The 17,467-nt window shown below is 47.4% G+C and carries 15 protein-coding genes; 11 read left to right on the top strand and 4 right to left on the bottom strand.

Translation table 11 applies throughout. From position 1 onward, the window contains the following. Window positions 1-198: 198 nt before the first annotated feature. Together trxA and uvrC are read left to right on the top strand one after the other, a co-directional pair. The gene (gene trxA / locus MHI06_RS24055) at window positions 199-516 is read left to right on the top strand and encodes a thioredoxin (RefSeq protein WP_017692451.1); all 318 of its coding nucleotides are present in this window, start codon (window positions 199-201) and stop codon (window positions 514-516) included. 184 nt (window positions 517-700) lie between these two features. After that, window positions 701-2,788, top strand: coding sequence for an excinuclease ABC subunit UvrC (uvrC, locus tag MHI06_RS24050; protein WP_169480602.1), 2,088 nt, complete (start codon window positions 701-703; stop codon window positions 2,786-2,788). Here the strand turns inward: uvrC and MHI06_RS24045 are convergent. Further along, complete coding sequence (locus MHI06_RS24045) at window positions 2,757-4,454, bottom strand: type II CAAX endopeptidase family protein (protein WP_340399345.1); 1,698 nt, start codon at window positions 4,452-4,454, stop codon at window positions 2,757-2,759. The two genes, uvrC and MHI06_RS24045, sit on opposite strands and share 32 nt — an antisense overlap. 426 nt (window positions 4,455-4,880) lie before the next feature. On the opposite strand from MHI06_RS24045, the gene MHI06_RS24040 reads away from it, so the two are divergent. Together MHI06_RS24040 and MHI06_RS24035 are read left to right on the top strand one after the other, a co-directional pair. Next, the gene (locus tag MHI06_RS24040) at window positions 4,881-6,221 is read left to right on the top strand and encodes a TrkH family potassium uptake protein (RefSeq protein WP_340399344.1); all 1,341 of its coding nucleotides are present in this window, start codon (window positions 4,881-4,883) and stop codon (window positions 6,219-6,221) included. A 54-nt stretch (window positions 6,222-6,275) separates the two neighbouring features. Then, entirely contained in the window at window positions 6,276-6,947 is a 672-nt protein-coding gene (locus MHI06_RS24035; protein ID WP_074096339.1) for a TrkA family potassium uptake protein, read from the top strand. Window positions 6,948-7,006: 59 nt separating this feature from the next. On the opposite strand, the gene MHI06_RS24030 is transcribed toward MHI06_RS24035, so the two are convergent. After that, window positions 7,007-7,930: a LysR family transcriptional regulator gene (locus MHI06_RS24030; RefSeq protein ID WP_340399343.1), complete on the bottom strand. Its 924-nt coding sequence runs from the start codon at window positions 7,928-7,930 to the stop codon at window positions 7,007-7,009. A 302-nt stretch (window positions 7,931-8,232) separates the two neighbouring features. Between MHI06_RS24030 and MHI06_RS24025 the strand changes: the two genes are divergently transcribed. The 6 genes from MHI06_RS24025 to MHI06_RS24000 all read left to right on the top strand — a co-directional run bounded on the left by MHI06_RS24025 (window position 8,233) and on the right by MHI06_RS24000 (window position 14,552). Further along, window positions 8,233-8,901: a succinate dehydrogenase cytochrome b558 subunit gene (locus MHI06_RS24025; protein ID WP_062837920.1), complete on the top strand. Its 669-nt coding sequence runs from the start codon at window positions 8,233-8,235 to the stop codon at window positions 8,899-8,901. Between the two features lie 43 nt (window positions 8,902-8,944). Then, window positions 8,945-10,687, top strand: coding sequence for a succinate dehydrogenase flavoprotein subunit (gene sdhA / locus MHI06_RS24020; RefSeq protein WP_036605793.1), 1,743 nt, complete (start codon window positions 8,945-8,947; stop codon window positions 10,685-10,687). Between the two features lie 359 nt (window positions 10,688-11,046). After that, on the top strand, window positions 11,047-11,811 hold the full coding sequence (gene sdhB / locus MHI06_RS24015; protein ID WP_062837919.1) for a succinate dehydrogenase iron-sulfur subunit: 765 nt from the start codon (window positions 11,047-11,049) through the stop codon (window positions 11,809-11,811). A gap of 175 nt (window positions 11,812-11,986) precedes the next feature. Further along, the gene (locus MHI06_RS24010) at window positions 11,987-12,961 is read left to right on the top strand and encodes a metallophosphoesterase (RefSeq protein ID WP_340399342.1); all 975 of its coding nucleotides are present in this window, start codon (window positions 11,987-11,989) and stop codon (window positions 12,959-12,961) included. 58 nt (window positions 12,962-13,019) lie between these two features. Next, window positions 13,020-13,751: a metallophosphoesterase family protein gene (locus tag MHI06_RS24005; protein ID WP_340399341.1), complete on the top strand. Its 732-nt coding sequence runs from the start codon at window positions 13,020-13,022 to the stop codon at window positions 13,749-13,751. A gap of 168 nt (window positions 13,752-13,919) precedes the next feature. Next, window positions 13,920-14,552, top strand: a complete 633-nt coding sequence (locus tag MHI06_RS24000) for a GNAT family N-acetyltransferase (RefSeq protein ID WP_340399340.1) — start codon at window positions 13,920-13,922, stop codon at window positions 14,550-14,552. 229 nt (window positions 14,553-14,781) lie between these two features. Here the strand turns inward: MHI06_RS24000 and MHI06_RS23995 are convergent, their stop codons facing one another. Next, window positions 14,782-15,591, bottom strand: coding sequence for a histidinol-phosphatase (locus MHI06_RS23995; protein WP_340399339.1), 810 nt, complete (start codon window positions 15,589-15,591; stop codon window positions 14,782-14,784). Window positions 15,592-15,621: 30 nt separating this feature from the next. Further along, a complete protein-coding gene (locus MHI06_RS23990) occupies window positions 15,622-16,524 on the bottom strand; it encodes a LysR family transcriptional regulator (protein ID WP_169480594.1) in 903 nt (300 codons plus the stop codon). A gap of 457 nt (window positions 16,525-16,981) precedes the next feature. Here MHI06_RS23990 and MHI06_RS23985 point away from each other — a divergent pair, with 457 nt between their 5' ends. Further along, window positions 16,982-17,440 carry a chemotaxis protein CheX gene (locus MHI06_RS23985; RefSeq protein WP_036605799.1) on the top strand — a complete coding sequence of 153 codons (459 nt, stop codon included), beginning with the start codon at window positions 16,982-16,984 and terminating at the stop codon, window positions 17,438-17,440. Window positions 17,441-17,467: the final 27 nt, after the last annotated feature.

The following is a 17,467-nucleotide window of genomic DNA, read 5'->3' as shown; positions in this document are numbered from 1 at the left end:
TATACTTGGAAAAGAAAGCGTTTGTAAAGATTTTGCAGTTGGCATGCCACATCCTGTAATTGTGAAGATTTGATGTTGGGAAGATGAACATTGTAGCGTTCAATTCACAAGTTTGACGTACCTGTGTTATACTGGAAGTGTCGTTCACGACGTTACAGGTTAAAATAAACCGTAAGTATATATAAGGAGGACAATTTCATGGCTATTGTTAACGTATCCGATCAATCCTTCAACGCTGAAGTAGAAGGCGAAGGAACGGTTCTTGTTGATTTCTGGGCGCCTTGGTGTGGTCCTTGTAAAATGCTCGCTCCAATCTTGGAAGAGCTGTCCACAGAAGTTGGCGATGCAGTGAAAATTGCTAAAGTTAACGTGGATGAAAATCCGGAATCTGCTTCCCGCTTCGGCGTAATGAGCATTCCAACTTTGATCTTCTTCAAAGACGGTCAACCGGTAGATAAAGTGGTTGGTCTGAATTCGAAAGATGCGCTCAAAGGAATCATTGCAAAACACCAATAATTTAACAGGCTTACACATACGCCTCCGGTTTACATGCCGGGGGCGTTTTGCGTCGAATACCTTTATATAGGACAATATAAAGTATACTATTTATATAAAATGAAACTGGAAATTTACATGTCATCGGAGTATCTCATGTAAGGTGAGGATTTCAGCTTTTTCGGGAAGGAGGATTCACCGAATTATGGATCAATTCATCAATGATTTGCAGGATCAGGAGAAGGCATTGGAGCAGATTCGCCACAAGCTCGCTTTATTGCCAGACATGTCTGGTTGTTACCTGATGAAGAATAGTGAAGGCACCATTATATATGTAGGTAAAGCCAAAGTGCTGAAAAACCGCGTACGCTCTTATTTTATCGGCAGTCATAACGGAAAGACCCAGCGTCTGGTGTCCGAAATCCGTGATTTTGAATATATCGTGACAGGCAGTAACATGGAAGCACTCATTCTGGAGTGTAACCTGATCAAGAAACATATGCCGCGTTATAACGTATTGCTCAAGGATGACAAGACATTCCCGTATCTTAAAATTACGAATGAAAAGCACCCTCGTCTGGAAGTAACCCGACGCGTGCTGAAAGATAAAGCCAAATACTTCGGACCTTATCCGAACTCGTATGCGGCACACCAAACGAAAAAACTGCTCGACCGCATGTATCCACTGCGCAAATGTGGTGTAATGCCCAAGGAAGTGTGCCTGTATTATCACATGGGACAGTGTCTTGCCCCTTGCGTGAAGGAAGTGGAGAAAGAGCAGTATGATCAGATTTCGCAAGAGATTGGTTCATTTCTGAGCGGTGGGCATGAAGAGATTAAGAAGGATTTGCAGCGTAAGATGCAGGAAGCTGCAGAAGACCTTTATTTTGAACGTGCCAAGGAATTGCGCGACCAGGTAATCGCCATTGATGCAATGATGGAAAAACAGAAAATTACGATGGCCGATGCCAGAGACCGTGATGTATTTGGTTTTGCCATTGATAAAGGCTGGATGTGTGTCCAGATTCTATATATGCGTCAGGGTAAAATGATCGAACGCCATGTCTCCACCTTCCCGTTTTACGGTGAGGCGTACAGTGACTTTATGTCCTATGTGACGCAGTATTACAGCGATAATCCGGCATTGCCTCAAGAGATTTTGTTGCCGGAAATGCCCAAAGATATGTCAACGGGTGACGACAGTACGAATACGGTATCTGATGCTGATGGAGCGGTGCCTGCCGCTGTTACGGTAGAATTCGAACAGACGGGACAAGTGGAACAAAGTATCGCTTCCCAGCCATTGGTTGCCGAGACTCGTGAAGCATACGGAAGTTCAGCTGAAGCAGAAGGTGATCAACCTGAGAGTATGCAAGAGAATGCTCCAATAACGGATACAACTGAATCAGCTGAGAAGCTCCCAGCAGGACTGGAAGACCCAACTCAGGTTGCTGCTGCGTTACAGGAGTGGTTGGAGATTAAAGTGCTCATTCCGCAACGTGGATTGAAGCGGCAGATGATCACCATGGCCGTGGATAACGCACGTGTGGCATTGGAAGAGAAGTTCCGTCTGATTGAGCGTAATGAAGAACGGACATCCAAAGCTGCCGAAGGACTGGGACGCTTTATTGGACTGGACCAGCTTCGCCGTATTGAAGCATTTGATAACTCGAACATCCAGGGAACGAACCCGGTATCGGCCATGATCGTATTTACGGATGGTAAACCAGATAAGAAGGAATATCGGAAGTACAAGGTCCGTTCGGTTGAAGGACCGGATGATTATGAAACGATGAGAGAAGTCATCCGTCGCCGTTACGAGCGGGTATTGAAGGAAAACCTGACCCAGCCTGACCTGATTGTGGTCGATGGTGGTAAAGGGCAGATCTCGGCTGCGGTCGATATTTTGGAAAATGAGCTGGGACTGTATATTCCAGTATGCGGTCTGGTGAAGGATGCGAAGCATAAGACTTCACAGTTGATGATCGGTAATCCACCAGAAGTCATCTCCCTGCCTCGGGATAGTCAGGAATTCTACCTGTTGCAGCGGATACAGGAAGAGGTTCACCGTTTTGCGATCTCGTTCCACCGCGAGCAGCGGGGTAAATCGATGGTGACGTCACGTCTGGATGCGATTCCAGGGATCGGAGAGAAGCGGCGTAAGCTGCTATTGAAGCATTTTGGCTCTTTACGCAAAATAAAAGAGGCCAGCGTCGAAGACTTCCGGCCTCTATCTATTGGTGACAAGTTGGCAAATCAGATTATTGCAGCACTTCGGGATGAGGAGTCGTAACATACGGCTTCTCTTTTTGTTTTGGATTGAATTTGTAGACCACATAACCAACGATGGCCGGGAGTACGATCCAGAAGAGTCCAGCAGCCATATTCAGGGCATCGCCCATAAAGATTAGGCTGAGTCCCATCAGTAAGCTGTCGAAGATCACATGGGCGAATACAACGGCAATGAAGCCGTGACGCAGCATGATTAGACTGAATAGTAATCCAATCACCATCAGTTCAATGGGACGTGTGATTACTGGATAGATTGGATACAATGTGTGTCCAAGTGCCCAAATGATGGTTGGGATCAGACATGCGATAAACGTATTACGCACAATCTTCTGCATCATACGAATGCCGAACAGTCGATAGACGGCTTCTTCACCAATACCGGCCATCCAGGCCATAATCGGGAAGAGCCAGGCATAGGTCATATTGAATGTAGATTGATCTGCTGACGTCGTTGACCATGTGCCAATGCTCTTCTCCAGAATGAAGAAAAGGATGGATTGCACACCCAGTAGAATGAATGCCCACAGGTAACCAGCATACATACTGTGAAGTACATATTTTCCGTATCCCGGTTCTTTGGCACGAGGCCAAGGGTTCAGACCGATTTTACGCCACATGCCGTCACCGGCAACGAGGGATAGATAGATGGTTGCACTCATAACCAGTGTAATGCCTATCTGAAATAACATCAGGAACGCTAACATGAAGTTGGAGAATCCCTGTGCCTGGAGCAGAGGAATCATGTTCAGCGTGCCAATCACCGAAGCTGCGAAATACACCACTGAGAGAATGATCCCGCGTTTGAAAGACGTATGTGTTCGGGTCAGAATGCTATAGATAATGGCCAGCACGCCCAGAACAAGGGTCAGGAACGCATAGCCGCCATAGGTCATCCAGTTGGCTTGACGCGTCTGAGCTTTCACATAATCGGTATGGGATTCAGGGACCGAGAAGCCAGGATCGAACGATCGTACCGCACCCTCTTCAAACGTAAAGTTCAGTTCAAGCTTGGAGTCTCCAATGGCTTTTGCAGAATCTGTATACTTCAGTCCCGCTTCACCATCGCGAGTATCCAGTTGAAGTGTCGGCACTTCATAACCGAATTCGGCCAGCACGCCAGCCGCAAGCTGTTCTTTCTCGTCCAGAGACATATTGCCTTCGGCAAGCACTTGCGATGTGGTCACTTTCCCAGTGCTTTGTTCTGCCTCAATGGCGGTATAGAGGGAAGAAGGAAGTTCTCGTTTGAAGCCGACCACTTTTCCTGTTTTCATATGTACGTCAACATGAAGATAACCGCCTTTGTCCTGATCAGACAAACGAACGCGGTACACATCGTAAGGATAGGCTGTTTCCCATTTCTGGTTATAGGCGTCGAGTTGTTTCGTTTTGGCCATATACCCGTAAATATCGGAATGTGTCTGGTAGGTTACCAGGGTGTTTCCAGCATCATTTGGCAGTGTATAGTCACCCACAGAAGCTGCGAATGATCGTGCAGATTGCGTCGCCTGCTCCTTGGTTATGAAGGACGTAGACGTAATTTCTGTTGTTTGCGATGAGGTTGCAGGAAAGATCTGAAATACAAAAAATAGAATCAGGCCGATCGCCGCAAGCAACCCCAGACGCTTGAAGTTAGCCTTGAGTAGCAAAGGCTGCCCTAAGGGATTCATGTAATGGTGTTCCTCCTTAATCTAATATGGATATTAAAGTAAACATAGCACAGGGCAAGCATCGAATGCCAATCATGTAACGAAAACAGGTGTAAATCCTTGAAAATGAATGAAAAGGATCGAAAGAATCTGATCCATCCGTCGCCATATCTGAGTTTTTCCCTTTTTGGCTGAATTCGATCCGATTTACACAAAAAACGTTTTGTCTGCAAACGCCTGCAGCGCTTATAATTTTGAAACAAATGTGCAACGATTCGCATGTCTTTCGCCCAACAAGGGAACGAATAGATTATATTCCAACTTCATTATATATGTCGTTTTTATCTGAATCATACATGTTTAACGTTTGGAAACAGCATTTCAGATGAAGAAGGCTCCACGAGGTGTGGAGTTATTTTCATTTTAGCAGAGGTGGATGATACTCAAATGAAACTGAATGTTCAATGGATGCGTTTATCGCCACCACGTATTCTTGTGTTAGGGTTTGCTGGCATCATATTGGTTGGTACGCTGCTATTAATGCTTCCTGCATCCAGCCGCAACGGTGACAGCCTTGCATTTATTGATGCGCTCTTTACGGCAACTTCGGCCGTCTGTGTCACCGGTTTGGTTGTGGTCGATACAGGTACTCATTTTTCGATGCTGGGTCAGGTTGTGATCGCGATTCTGATTCAAATTGGCGGGCTGGGCTTCATGACGATGTCCACTTTGGTTGCCATTGCGTTCAAAAGGCGAATCTCGCTTAGGGAGCGGCTGATTCTACAGGAAGCGATGAACCAGAGCACGATGGAGGGCATCGTTCGGCTGATTCGTAAAGTTGTGATCTACTCCCTCATTCTCGAAGGCATATGTGGCACGCTCTTTGCCATTCGCTGGTCATTCGAAATGCCAATCGGACAGGCGATTTATTATGGCTATTGGCATGCGATCTCCATGTTCAACAATGCGGGCTTTGATATGTTTGGGGATTTCCGCAGTTTGACCGGATATGTGTATGACCCGTTGGTAAATTTTACAGCCATGTTCCTGATTGTCGCTGGTGGCATCGGTTTTGTGGTGCTGTCTGATCTGGTGGATTACCGGAAAACGCGGAAGCTGTCTCTGCACTCCAAAGTTGTGCTGTTAATGACTGGATTGTTGATTGTGTTTGGTGCACTTGTCATTTTCGTATTTGAATTCAGCAATCCACGGACACTGGGTGGTCTGAACTGGGGTGGAAAAATACTCGGTTCCTTCTTCCAGTCGGTTACACCGCGAACAGCAGGGGCCAATACGGTAGACATTGCCGGGCTCAGGCAGGCAACGCAGTTCTTTATGATCATTCTGATGTTCATTGGTGCTTCGCCGGGTTCTACCGGAGGCGGGATCAAAACGACGACATTTATGATTATGGCTGGCGCAGTCATCGCCATGATGCGTGGACGTGAAGATATCGTATTTTTCCGCTATCGGCTTGTACAGGAACGGATTTTCAAGGCGCTTACCATTACATTGCTGGCACTCTTGTTCATCATAGCCGTAACGATGGCGCTGAGTACCACAGAAGATGCCAGTTTTATGATGATCTTATTTGAAACGACATCGGCCTTTGGCACCGTGGGATTATCGCTCGGACTGACGCTGAAGCTGACTACAATCGGAAAGCTCCTGATCTGTTTTACGATGTTTGCAGGAAGGCTTGGACCCATCACATTAGCGTATGCACTTGGGCAGAAAAAGGGTAAAGAGTTATACAGGTATCCAGAAGGCAAAATGATTATTGGATGAATCCATTTTTAGTGAGTTATGAAATTGATTTGGATGAGGGGTTCGTGAAGAACAATGAAAACACAGCAGTTTGCGGTGATTGGGCTTGGGCGTTTTGGCTCCAGTCTGGCACAGGAATTAATGGAACTCGGCTACGAGGTACTCGGGATCGATAAAAATGAAGAAGTCGTCGAAGACATGAGTGAGCTGGTCACCCATGCCGTTGTAGCCGATGCCACAGATGAGGAAGTGCTGCGCTCCCTGGGTATTCGTAATTTTGACTGCTGCATCGTTGCCATCGGGGATGATATCCAAACGAGCATTCTCACTGCGATTCTGTTAAAAGAGCTGGGCGTCAAGACCGTCGTGGCCAAGGCCATATCCGTCCTTCACGGACGAGCGCTGGATAAGCTGGGGATCGATCGTGTCGTCTACCCTGAACGGGATATGGGCATTCGGGTTGCCCATCAGCTGGTTACCCCGAATTTGCTGGATTACATTGAACTATCCAATGACTACAGTATTGTCGAGATGAAGGTTCCCGCCTGTCTGCACAATAAAACCCTTTCGACCCTGAATGCACGCGTACGCTTTGGTTGTAGCATTGTGGCGTTACAGAAAGAAGCCGGAGTCATTATCGCTCCGACGGCACTGGATTCGCTTCAGATGGGGGATATCATGGTCATTATTGGTAATAATGCAGATATCGACCGGTTTGAAGAAGAGGTTATCAGCCAGGAAAGCTGATAACTTAAGATGAATTAAAATGGGAGCCAGGCGTTGAAACCTGGCTGATCAGATTAAGGCTAAGGCGTCGTGGTCCTCCGTGAGGGCAACGGCGCCTTTGCTGTAAAGAGTGCAGCCGTCTCCTTGACCCATTGTCTGGAGGTCTCGCTGAGGTCTTCTTTTTCCCCATAGATCATGCAGGTAGTTCTTCGGGTCTGCTGTAGTTGTGGCAAATGAACAGAAACCAGATCATTATCCGCGAGCAATTGTGGACGGAGGTATGACTTGGGCAATAGAGCAGCGGCTTTGGCGGAAGGCAGAAGTCGGATGATCGCTTCGAAGGAATCAATCTCCATACGAATATCCGGCATCACGGCACAGCGCTGGAAGAGGTCGTCCGTTAATTTGCGGTACCAGGTGCCTTTGGAGAACGTGATCATCGGCAGATCCTGTAAGTGTTCCATCCCGGCTTCCTTGCCGGACAAAGGGTGCGTAAGCGGCACAACCAGCTCCAGATGATCGTCAAAGAGCGGCACACAGTTCAGCCCTGTTTCACTAATGGAGGAGGCGACAATGCCCACATCGGCTTTTTTATCACGTACAAAAGAGACAATCTCATGCGTTTTTCCCGTCAACAATTTCAGTTCGGCATTCGGATGTTTCTCCATAAAGGCATTAACCAGAGGTGGTAATGTGGTTTGAAGCGTCGTCAGGCTGGCGCCAAGTGTAATGGTGCTCTGTTCTTCGTCTTTATACTGGGCCAGCATGGTCAGAAATTTCTGTTGTTGCTGCTTCTGTTCCACAGCGAACGTATAGGCGAACTGGCCCACACTGGTTAACTCTAGCCGTTTACCTCGGCGGTGGAACAGGGCAACTCCGAGTTCATCTTCTAATTTGGCAATTTTGCGTGAGAGTGCGGGTTGGGACAAGTTCAGTAACTTGGATGCGCGGTTCAGGCTGGACTGTTCCACGACAGCTGCAAATGCGTTTAACTCTTCGAACATGAACAACAACCTCTTTTCCATGAGTGATGAGTGTGATTCTTGCCCTTGCTTAATCGTTTTCCATGTTGTATGGCCTGTAAACCCAATGTTTCACTGCTTATACCTATAGGTTATAACATTTAATAATTATATTGCAATTCCCTTATAAGAAAAAAAGGAGTAACATGAATCGTGACACAAGTTGTTCACACCTGGCGAAAACGGAACAATTTGTCGAACCTTTTCATGGAAAAGGATTCGTGTCATGATAAGTGAAATCATTTATGAAAACGTTGTATTTAGCGAAAGGGGATCGACATTTTATGAAAGGGTTTTACTCCAGAAAGCTGCACTCCTTGCTTGGCGTCATTCCGCTCAGTCTGTTCTTTATTGAGCACTTGGTGACGAACTTCACGGCAGTTGAAGGCGGCAAAGAAGCTTTTTACGGTGCCGTTGCATTCCTGAACGGTTTGCCTCTTGTTATTGTAATTGAGGCGACACTCATTTGGCTGCCGTTGTTCTATCATGGTGTTTATGGTCTTTACATTGCGTATCAGGCCAAGCCTAACGTTGGGCGTTATGGTAATGAGCGCAACTGGCGCTACACGTTACAGCGGGTAAGCGGTATCATTACGTTTGTATTCGTCATCTGGCACGTATGGGAGACGCGTGTACAGATTGCGCTGGGTAATGTATCCCATGAAGAGATTGGCGGCGTCATACATGATGCGGTGACGAATCCGATAACCTTTGCGATATATATGATCAGTGTGGTTGCGGCGTCATATCACTTTGCCAATGGTCTGTGGTCGTTCCTCGTTAGCTGGGGGATTACAGTTGGTCCGCGTGCGCAACGTGTATCCTCTTATGTATGTATGAGCTTGTTCGCTATCGTTTCCATCATGTTTATTGCTTCACTATTTGCTTTCCGGAGCATTGATTTCCAGACAGCTACTTCGATGATTGACGCAGTTAAAACAGTTCTAATTTAAGCATTTAGCGTATAAATGCTGACTTATAAGGGAGTGAACAACAATGGCATCAACGAATGTAATTATTGTGGGCGGCGGTCTCGCAGGCTTGATGGCGGCGATCAAATCGGCTGAAGCCGGAGTCCATGTTCATTTATTTTCACTGGTTCCTGTTAAAAGATCACACTCTGTATGCGCCCAAGGCGGCATTAACGGAGCGGTAAATACCAAGGGTGAGGGCGACTCCCCATGGGTACATTTTGACGATACGGTATACGGCGGTGACTTCCTTGCGAACCAACCTCCTGTTAAAGCGATGTGCGAAGCAGCACCTGGCATCATTCACTTGATGGACCGAATGGGCGTCATGTTCAACCGGACACCGGAAGGATTGCTTGATTTCCGTCGTTTCGGGGGAACGAAGCATCACCGTACAGCGTTTGCCGGAGCGACAACAGGGCAACAATTGCTCTATGCATTAGACGAGCAGGTGCGTCGCTGGGAAGCAGCTGGCCTGGTTACGAAATATGAGAACTGGGAGTTCCTGCAGGCGGTTTTGGATGATGAAGGTGTATGTCGCGGGATCGTGGCTCAGGATCTGAAAACGATGAAGGTACAGACCTTCCCGGCAGAAGCGGTTATTCTGGCGAGTGGTGGTCCGGGGATCATCTTCGGTAAAACGACCAACTCTGTAATTAACACAGGTACAGCGGCAAGTGCGGTGTATCAACAAGGTGTAAATTACGCCAACGGGGAGTTCATTCAGATTCACCCGACAGCCATTCCAGGGGATGACAAGCTACGTCTCATGTCTGAATCCGCGCGTGGTGAAGGTGGACGAATATGGACTTACAAAGACGGCAAGCCTTGGTACTTCCTTGAAGAAAAATATCCATCCTACGGTAACCTGGTTCCACGTGATATCGCGACTCGTGAAATCTTCAGCGTCTGCGTAGACATGGGGCTGGGTGTGAACGGCGAGAACATGGTTTATCTCGACCTGTCGCACAAAGATCCGAAGGAACTGGATGTTAAACTCGGCGGAATCATTGAGATCTATGAGAAGTTCATGGGCGATGACCCGCGTAAAATCCCGATGAAAATCTTCCCGGCAGTCCATTATTCCATGGGCGGCATGTGGGTAGATTACAACCAAATGACCAACATTCCGGGGCTGTTCGCAGCCGGTGAATGTGAATATCAATACCATGGTGCGAACCGTCTGGGTGCAAACTCACTGGTATCCGCGATCTATGGTGGTATGGTGGCTGGACCGAAAGCGGCTGAATATATCAAAGGACTTAAAAAATCGTCTGCTGATATCCCATCTTCCGTATTCGAGAAACACACCAAACAACAAAGCGACAAATACGAAGGCATCTTGAAAATGCAGGGCACGGAAAATGCCTATGTCATTCATAAAGAACTTGGCGAGTGGATGACAGCCAACATGACGGTTGTACGCTACAACGACAAGCTTGAAGCAACGATCGGTAAGATCAAGGAATTGAAAGAGCGTTATGGAAAAATTAACATGTACGACAGCTCCGGTTGGAACAACCCGAGCGCAGCGTTCACCCGCCAACTGTGGAACATGATTGAGTTGGCAGAAGCGATGACGCTGGGCGCACTGTTACGTAACGAAAGCCGCGGCGCGCATTACAAGCCGGATTTCACGGAACGTAATGACGAAGAGTTCCTGAAAACGACGATCGCAAGCTGGTCGAAGGAAGGCCCGAAAATCTCGTACGAGCCAGTAGACGTATCCTTGATCCCACCACGTATCCGGGATTACTCCAAGGATTAAGAAGTACCATACTATTCATGTAGTGAATAGTTAAACATCTAAACGAAGAGGCAGGAGAACTTTGGAGAAGCAAAGCCCTAGCGATGCTTCAGAACTTCAATACTGCCCATCCAGCATGACTGGAGTGCAGTTTCCAGCAAAGTGACCCAGTGCACGACGTAGCGGAGGAAGCGGAAATGCCCAGAAGAAGTGAAACGCTCGCCTTTATCACCGGATTTTAACCCTGGAAAGGGTTGATCAAAAAAATCCGGGGATAACAGCGATCAGAGGGGCATTCCGCTGACGAAGCGTCTCCCGTGCACCAAACCATTTTGCGCATCAGCAATACAATCATCGTCACCAGAGGAGGGGACAACGATATGGCGGAACAAGCTACAGCCAACAAAACCGTCAAGTTTATCATCACCCGTCAGGACAGCCCGGAGTCATCTTCGTACAACGAAGAATTTGAGCTTCCGTACCGTCCCAACATGAACGTGATCAGCGCCCTGATGGAGATTCAGCGGAACCCGGTCAATACAGATGGCAAATCCATTGCTCCCGTGTGCTGGGATTCCAACTGTCTCGAAGAAGTCTGCGGTGCCTGCTCCATGGTCATCAACGGCAAGCCTCGTCAAGCATGTGCAGCCCTGATCGACAAGCTTGAACAGCCTGTACGCATCGAACCAATGAAGACATTCCCGGTAGTGCGTGACCTGGTCATCGACCGTACCCGGATGTTTAGCGCCCTGAAACGCGTAAAAGCATGGATTCCGATCGATGGTACCTATGACCTCGGTCCAGGTCCAAGGATGCCTGAGAAGAAGCGTCAGTGGGCATATGAGCTGTCCAAGTGCATGACATGTGGTGTATGTCTGGAGGCATGTCCGAATGTCAATGAGAAAACAGACTTTATCGGTCCAGCAGCACTGTCCCAAGTGCGTCTGTTCAACGCACACCCAACAGGGGAGATGAACGCCGACGATCGTCTGGAAGCGTTAATGGAAGACGGAGGAATTGAGGGCTGTGGTAACTCACAGAACTGTGTGCAATCCTGTCCAAAAGGCATTCCACTGACAACCTCTATTGCGGAAATGAACAAACAAACGACCAAGCATATGTTCAAACGCTGGTTGGGTGTATAATCTCGTCATAACATGTGCAGAAGTGTAATCTGCAACTTAGAAGAAGTCGTGATCCCGTGCAGCAACATGCCGGAGATCCCGGCTTCTTTTTACAAAGAAGCAGAGGAACCGGGCCACCCATGCAGAATATGGTATACTAAGGGGATGGATCTGGAGCGTAGAAGGAGGGGGAGATATGGCAGAGACACCGCGTCAGGGCAGCAACAACTCGCCGTCCCAACGCTCGAATAAGGAACCTGGTGCAGAAGAATCTGTGTTTCCTGGAGAAGAAAAGGATCATGATCCCTCTCGCCGAAGTTTCTTATTGCGCATGGTTTTGATGACGGCGGGTGCCAGTTTGCTCACAGGAGGTTATGCCTGGCTTTGGGAGCCGCGTCGGCTGGAAATCAAGCAAGTGGAGCTGAAACTGCCGAAGTTTCCTAAGGCATTTGACGGATTGCGTGTCGTTCAGTTCAGCGATGCTCACCTTGGTTTTCATACCGGGGTGAAAGAAATGAAGAAGCTGGCAGCGACGATTGAAGAGCAGCAACCGGACATGATCTGTTTTACCGGGGACATAGTCGAGAGGGAAGCAGAGCCGATGCGTGAATGTATTCCGGTATTGGCCTCCATGCAAGCGAAGTATGGAAAATTTGCGGTTTTGGGGAATCATGATTATCGGGGCGGGCAGCAGAATGAAGTGGCAACCATGTTCCGTGAAGCCGGATTCACTTTGTTGAGGAACGAACATGTGGTGATTGAACAAGGGGGCGAACGTCTGGCCATAGCTGGTCTGGATGACGCACTTACTGGCAGGCCGGATCCTGCCCAAGCCATCAAGGAATTGGATCATGATGTGTGGAAGCTGCTGCTCATGCATGAACCGGATTATGCCGACATTGCCACTCCCTATGGTTTCGGATTGCAACTTTCCGGTCATAGCCATGGTGGACAGGTACGTTTTCCCTGGGTCGGGGCACTGACGACTCCGCGAGGTTCACACAAGTATGTTCAGGGGTTGTATTACACGGATGTCCAGGGGGTATATTACTCCACCCAGACACAGATGCCCGTGTATGTGAATCGTGGTTTTGGCATGACCCAACTGCCCATTCGTTTTCTGTGCAGACCAGAATTAACGGTGTTTGAGCTTAAAGGATTAACCACATAAAAGGAATATAAGATGAACGCAAAACATAAAGGATTCAACATGAATGGAGGTTATCCAGATGGAACGAATTGCGATTGTATCCGACATTCATGGCAACATGACTGCCTGGGAAGCAGTGTTAAAAGATATCCGAAGTCGTGGCGTAGAGCGAATCTTTTGTCTTGGTGACCTCGTGGGCAAGGGACCAGAACCGGTACAGGTTGTCGATCAGGTGAGAGCGACGTGCGAACTTGTCATCCGCGGTAATTGGGATGAACTGGTTGCGGTTAACCAGGACAACGAGAATTTTACATGGCAAGCAGAACGGCTGGGAGAGGAACGATTGGCATATTTGGCGAGTTTACCTTTCAGTCATCAGTTTCAGCTGAGTGGTCGCACCATCCGCCTGGTTCATGCTTCACCTCAAAGTGTATACCATCGTGTACAGCCATGGGATGAGCTGGAAAAGAGGTTAGCGATGTTTGATCCTCCGGCTGATGAGCCTGACCGAGGTATTGCAGACGTTGTGGGTTATGGTGATGTGCATAACGCATACTTGCAGTATATGAATGGCAAGTTGCTGTTTAATGCAGGCAGTGTCGGTAATCCGCTCGATCTTCCCCAAGCTTCCTACTGTATTCTGGAGGGTGAAGATAGCAGTGATAACAATACCCCGTTCAATGTTCAATTTGTGCGGGTACCTTATGATATTGAGCGGGAAGTAAAAGCTGCACAGTCGGCGAATGTCCCTGCATTGGATTTCTATATCCGTGAGATTCGTACGGGGGTCTATCGCGGGTTACAGGAGTAGTCATCACCTGAACCCTTTAGCGCTATTAATTGAATGATGCAATATGTTGATACTAAAATGCGAATACTAAAGTTCGTGGATCAGATCAAATGGTATTATGCCGGATCACCTTCAGAGCATGCTTGTCTTACCGGACTAGAGCCCGTTTAGGCAAAAGGAGCGATTGTCATGCTTACCCGAAAAATGCTGGTTCAAGGTCTGCCTGCTTTGTGGACAGAGCGTCTTGTCTTGCGATCATTGCGTCAAAGTGATTACAGCACATTATCGGAACTCTTTTCCGATCCTCAAGTCATCCGATATGTGAATAGGGGAAGCCAGCCCACACCAATCCGGGCGAGACGGTTATTGAACCAGATACGGAGCAGCAGTGCCAAGCTGGATTCGTTACATTATGGGATCTGCTGGAGAGGTAAAGAACAGGTTATCGGGATCACGTCATTCCAGCACTGGAATGATCAGAATGGCACCGCACAGATTGGTTATATCCTGAACAGATCTTGTTGGGGCATGGGTGTGGCTACCGAGGCGGTAGAGCGGCTACTGCAGTTTGGATTTGCTGATCTTCATCTGTGGAGGGTGGAGGCACGTTGTTATGAGGCGAATGTATCTTCAGAACGGGTGCTAAGCAAAATAGGGATGTCCTACGAGCGGAGTCTTCCCTCGTTCGTACTACCTGATGAGGATGATGAGGCATCAGAATCCCTGATGGATGTCAAAGTGTACAGCATGTACCGGGAACAATACGCCCGCCCGCTTCAGGAGAAAGACTTGCAGACCTTGGTATCTGACAAGCCGCAATAACATAGAGTAAGAGTAGTCAAACGTGAATGAATCGAACTTCAATCATTTGTTACACAATTGAAATATAGCTGCAATTGAACTCTAACAGACAGGGGGTAAACTTATCTCATGACCCCCTTTTTGATAATAGATAATGCTGTTGGGACCCGCGCGAGCGGGTTCATTTTTTTTGCCCAAAAACCCCCACGGTGCACTTCAGCATCCGTGGGGGCTTTGGGTTTGCTCTATTTTACAGTGTTACAACCTGCATCTGTTTCTGCTTGAAGTACACCCAGTCGGTGAATCCGATCTCCTTGAGACGTGTACGAACATCATCCAGCTCGTCTGCAACCCGCTGCGGTTTATGAGCATCTGATCCGAATGTCACTTTCACCCCGTAGTGATGGGCTCGTTCCAGAATGGCATCTGACGGGTACCAGCCACCGCTGAGTTTGGTTTTGCCTGAAGTGTTAATTTCGATGGCTACGTTGGATTCTGCAATGACCTGCAACGTTTCATCAATGGCCTGATCAGCGATAATTTCGGAGAAGGGTGGATAATTTCCTTTCATCGCATCAATATGTCCAAGGATCTGGAACATACCGCTGCGAGCCGATTGCCGGATCAATGAATAATAGCTTTCTTTCACTTCAATTTTGCGAGCATTGCTCAGTCCATTCCACCGGGTTTTATTGAAGATACTCACATCCTCGGTATGGTGAACTGAACCAATAATATAGTCAAAAGGATACTGTCCCAGCGTGGTACGGTACAATTCCGCATGAGTAGGGAAGTAGTCGGATTCAATGCCGAGCAGCACATCGATTTTACCAGCGTACTCTTCTTTCAGAGCAAGGACTTCTTCCACATAATGCTGTAATTCCGATTTGCCCATTGCAATCCGGGGAAATGCCTGCTCAAGCTCACTGCCAAAGTATGGCGTATGATCCGAGATACCGATGGCCTGAAGTCCTGCCTCAATACCTGCCTCTATATAATCGCGGATGTTGCCGTCTGCATGACCACAACGAAAATGATGTGTATGAAGATCGAATTTCATATGGAATCCTTCCTTTCTCATGGCTCATTGTCATTCTGAACTGATGAATTGGGTTTCCGGCATGCCTTTGAGGTCACTTATGAATTGCTGCATTGCTGAGTTGAGGTAACGACTGGACTTATAGATAACACCAACAGGGTGACTGACCTCTAGCTCACTTAAGGGTATCATTCTCAGAGTACCTTGGCGCAACTCATGCGCAACCGATTGTTTGGATATGACAGCCGCTCCGAGATCAATCTCGACCATCCGTTTCACTTCCTCACTGCTAGACAACTCCATCACAATATTAGGTTCAATATTATGTTTCTTGAAGATGGTTTCCGTAAACCGGCGTCCTACGGTATCAGGGGACAGCAGAATCAGTGGTGTACTTCGGAGCACATCCACTGCAGCATGTTTTTTCTTCGCCAGCGGATGGGAAGGAGATACCACGAGTTCGAATGTGTCATAGTACAGCACAGATGTATTCAGGTTGGGATTGCGCTCCGTGAGATAACCGATACCAATATCAACCATACCATTTTCGACTTGAGTATAGATCTGTGATGAAGGCAGGGATTGGATACTGGTTTTGATCAGCGGGAATTGATCTTGGAAATAGGATAACACCCTTGGCAAGATCTGAATAGCAATGGAAGTCGTTGTACCCAGCACGATACGACCCTGAGGCGTTTCATCGAGATCGGACAATTTTTGTTTCAACTCATCGACGATGTCGAGCATCCGTTCAGCATGCTCCAGAAATACCTGTCCCCGGTCTGTCAGGGTAACGGGTTGGTTGCGATCCACAAGAACGGTGCTGAATTCATCCTCCAGGCTTTTGATCTGGGCCGAGACGGCAGGCTGGGTCAGGTTCAGAAGTTCTCCCGCTTTGCGGAAGCTCATCGTTTTGGAAATGGTAATTAGTGTCTCCAGTTGGCTTATGTTCATAGGTGACCTCCTTGCAGGCAAAGTATCTTGATTATGTAGTGTTTGGTGCGATGGAATCCCGTAACTGGTTATTGTTCCGTTATCTTAAATTATAGGTGATTCAGGACAGCAGAGCAATGAAGGCGATTCTCGGGATGAAAAGTAGTTCAAGAGACTGTGAAAAAAATGCGAATGCAAGATTTTGATTTTTTTAACAGTTGTGAGAAAACAGTCATAAAGTCCTAAATGCCTTTTGCCACGCACAATGATCGAAAAGCTTTCTTCAAAAGAAGTGAAAAGCTCTGTTTATTCGATAGAATCAGCTATAAACATTTGCCCCACGGATGACGATAAATTATAGTACACATGGTTTAACGAATTCTTAATGAATTCTTGTACGTGATAAAGTATAATAAATTTATTGAATATGGGACTTTTGGTGTGTGACCAATAACCCAGTGCGAGGGGGACATAGACAGTGAAAGCGGAAGTGATTAATCCTTTCCTGGAATCGGCACGGAACGTATTCGAACAGCTCATCCAGGTTTCGCCTTCCACCGGGAGTCTTGGCGTGAAGAATGTAGAGTACATTGCAGACCATGTCTGGATCGTGATCGGAATGACCGGACAACTTAGCGGAAACATTGTATTTGGAATCAACGAACAAGTTGCACTGAAAATTGTATCTGCGATGATGGGCGGATTCGTTATCACAGAAATGGATGAAATGAGCAAAAGTGCTATTTCGGAACTCGGTAATATGATCAGTGGTAATGCCAGTACGATTCTGTCGAACCAAGGTGTTGTGGTCGATATTACACCTCCACAAGTGATGAAATCCGAACATCTGACTACATTTAGTGCAACGAAAGCACTGAGCATTCCTTTGCTGATGGACGGCATTGGTGAGATGGATATTCAGGTCATGATCTCGTAGAATAGAACCATACGCCTCAAAAGGCAA

Source organism: Paenibacillus sp. FSL H8-0079 (assembly GCF_037991315.1).
Lineage (GTDB): Bacteria > Bacillota > Bacilli > Paenibacillales > Paenibacillaceae > Paenibacillus.
This window is presented reverse-complemented; position numbering and strand designations above follow the sequence as displayed.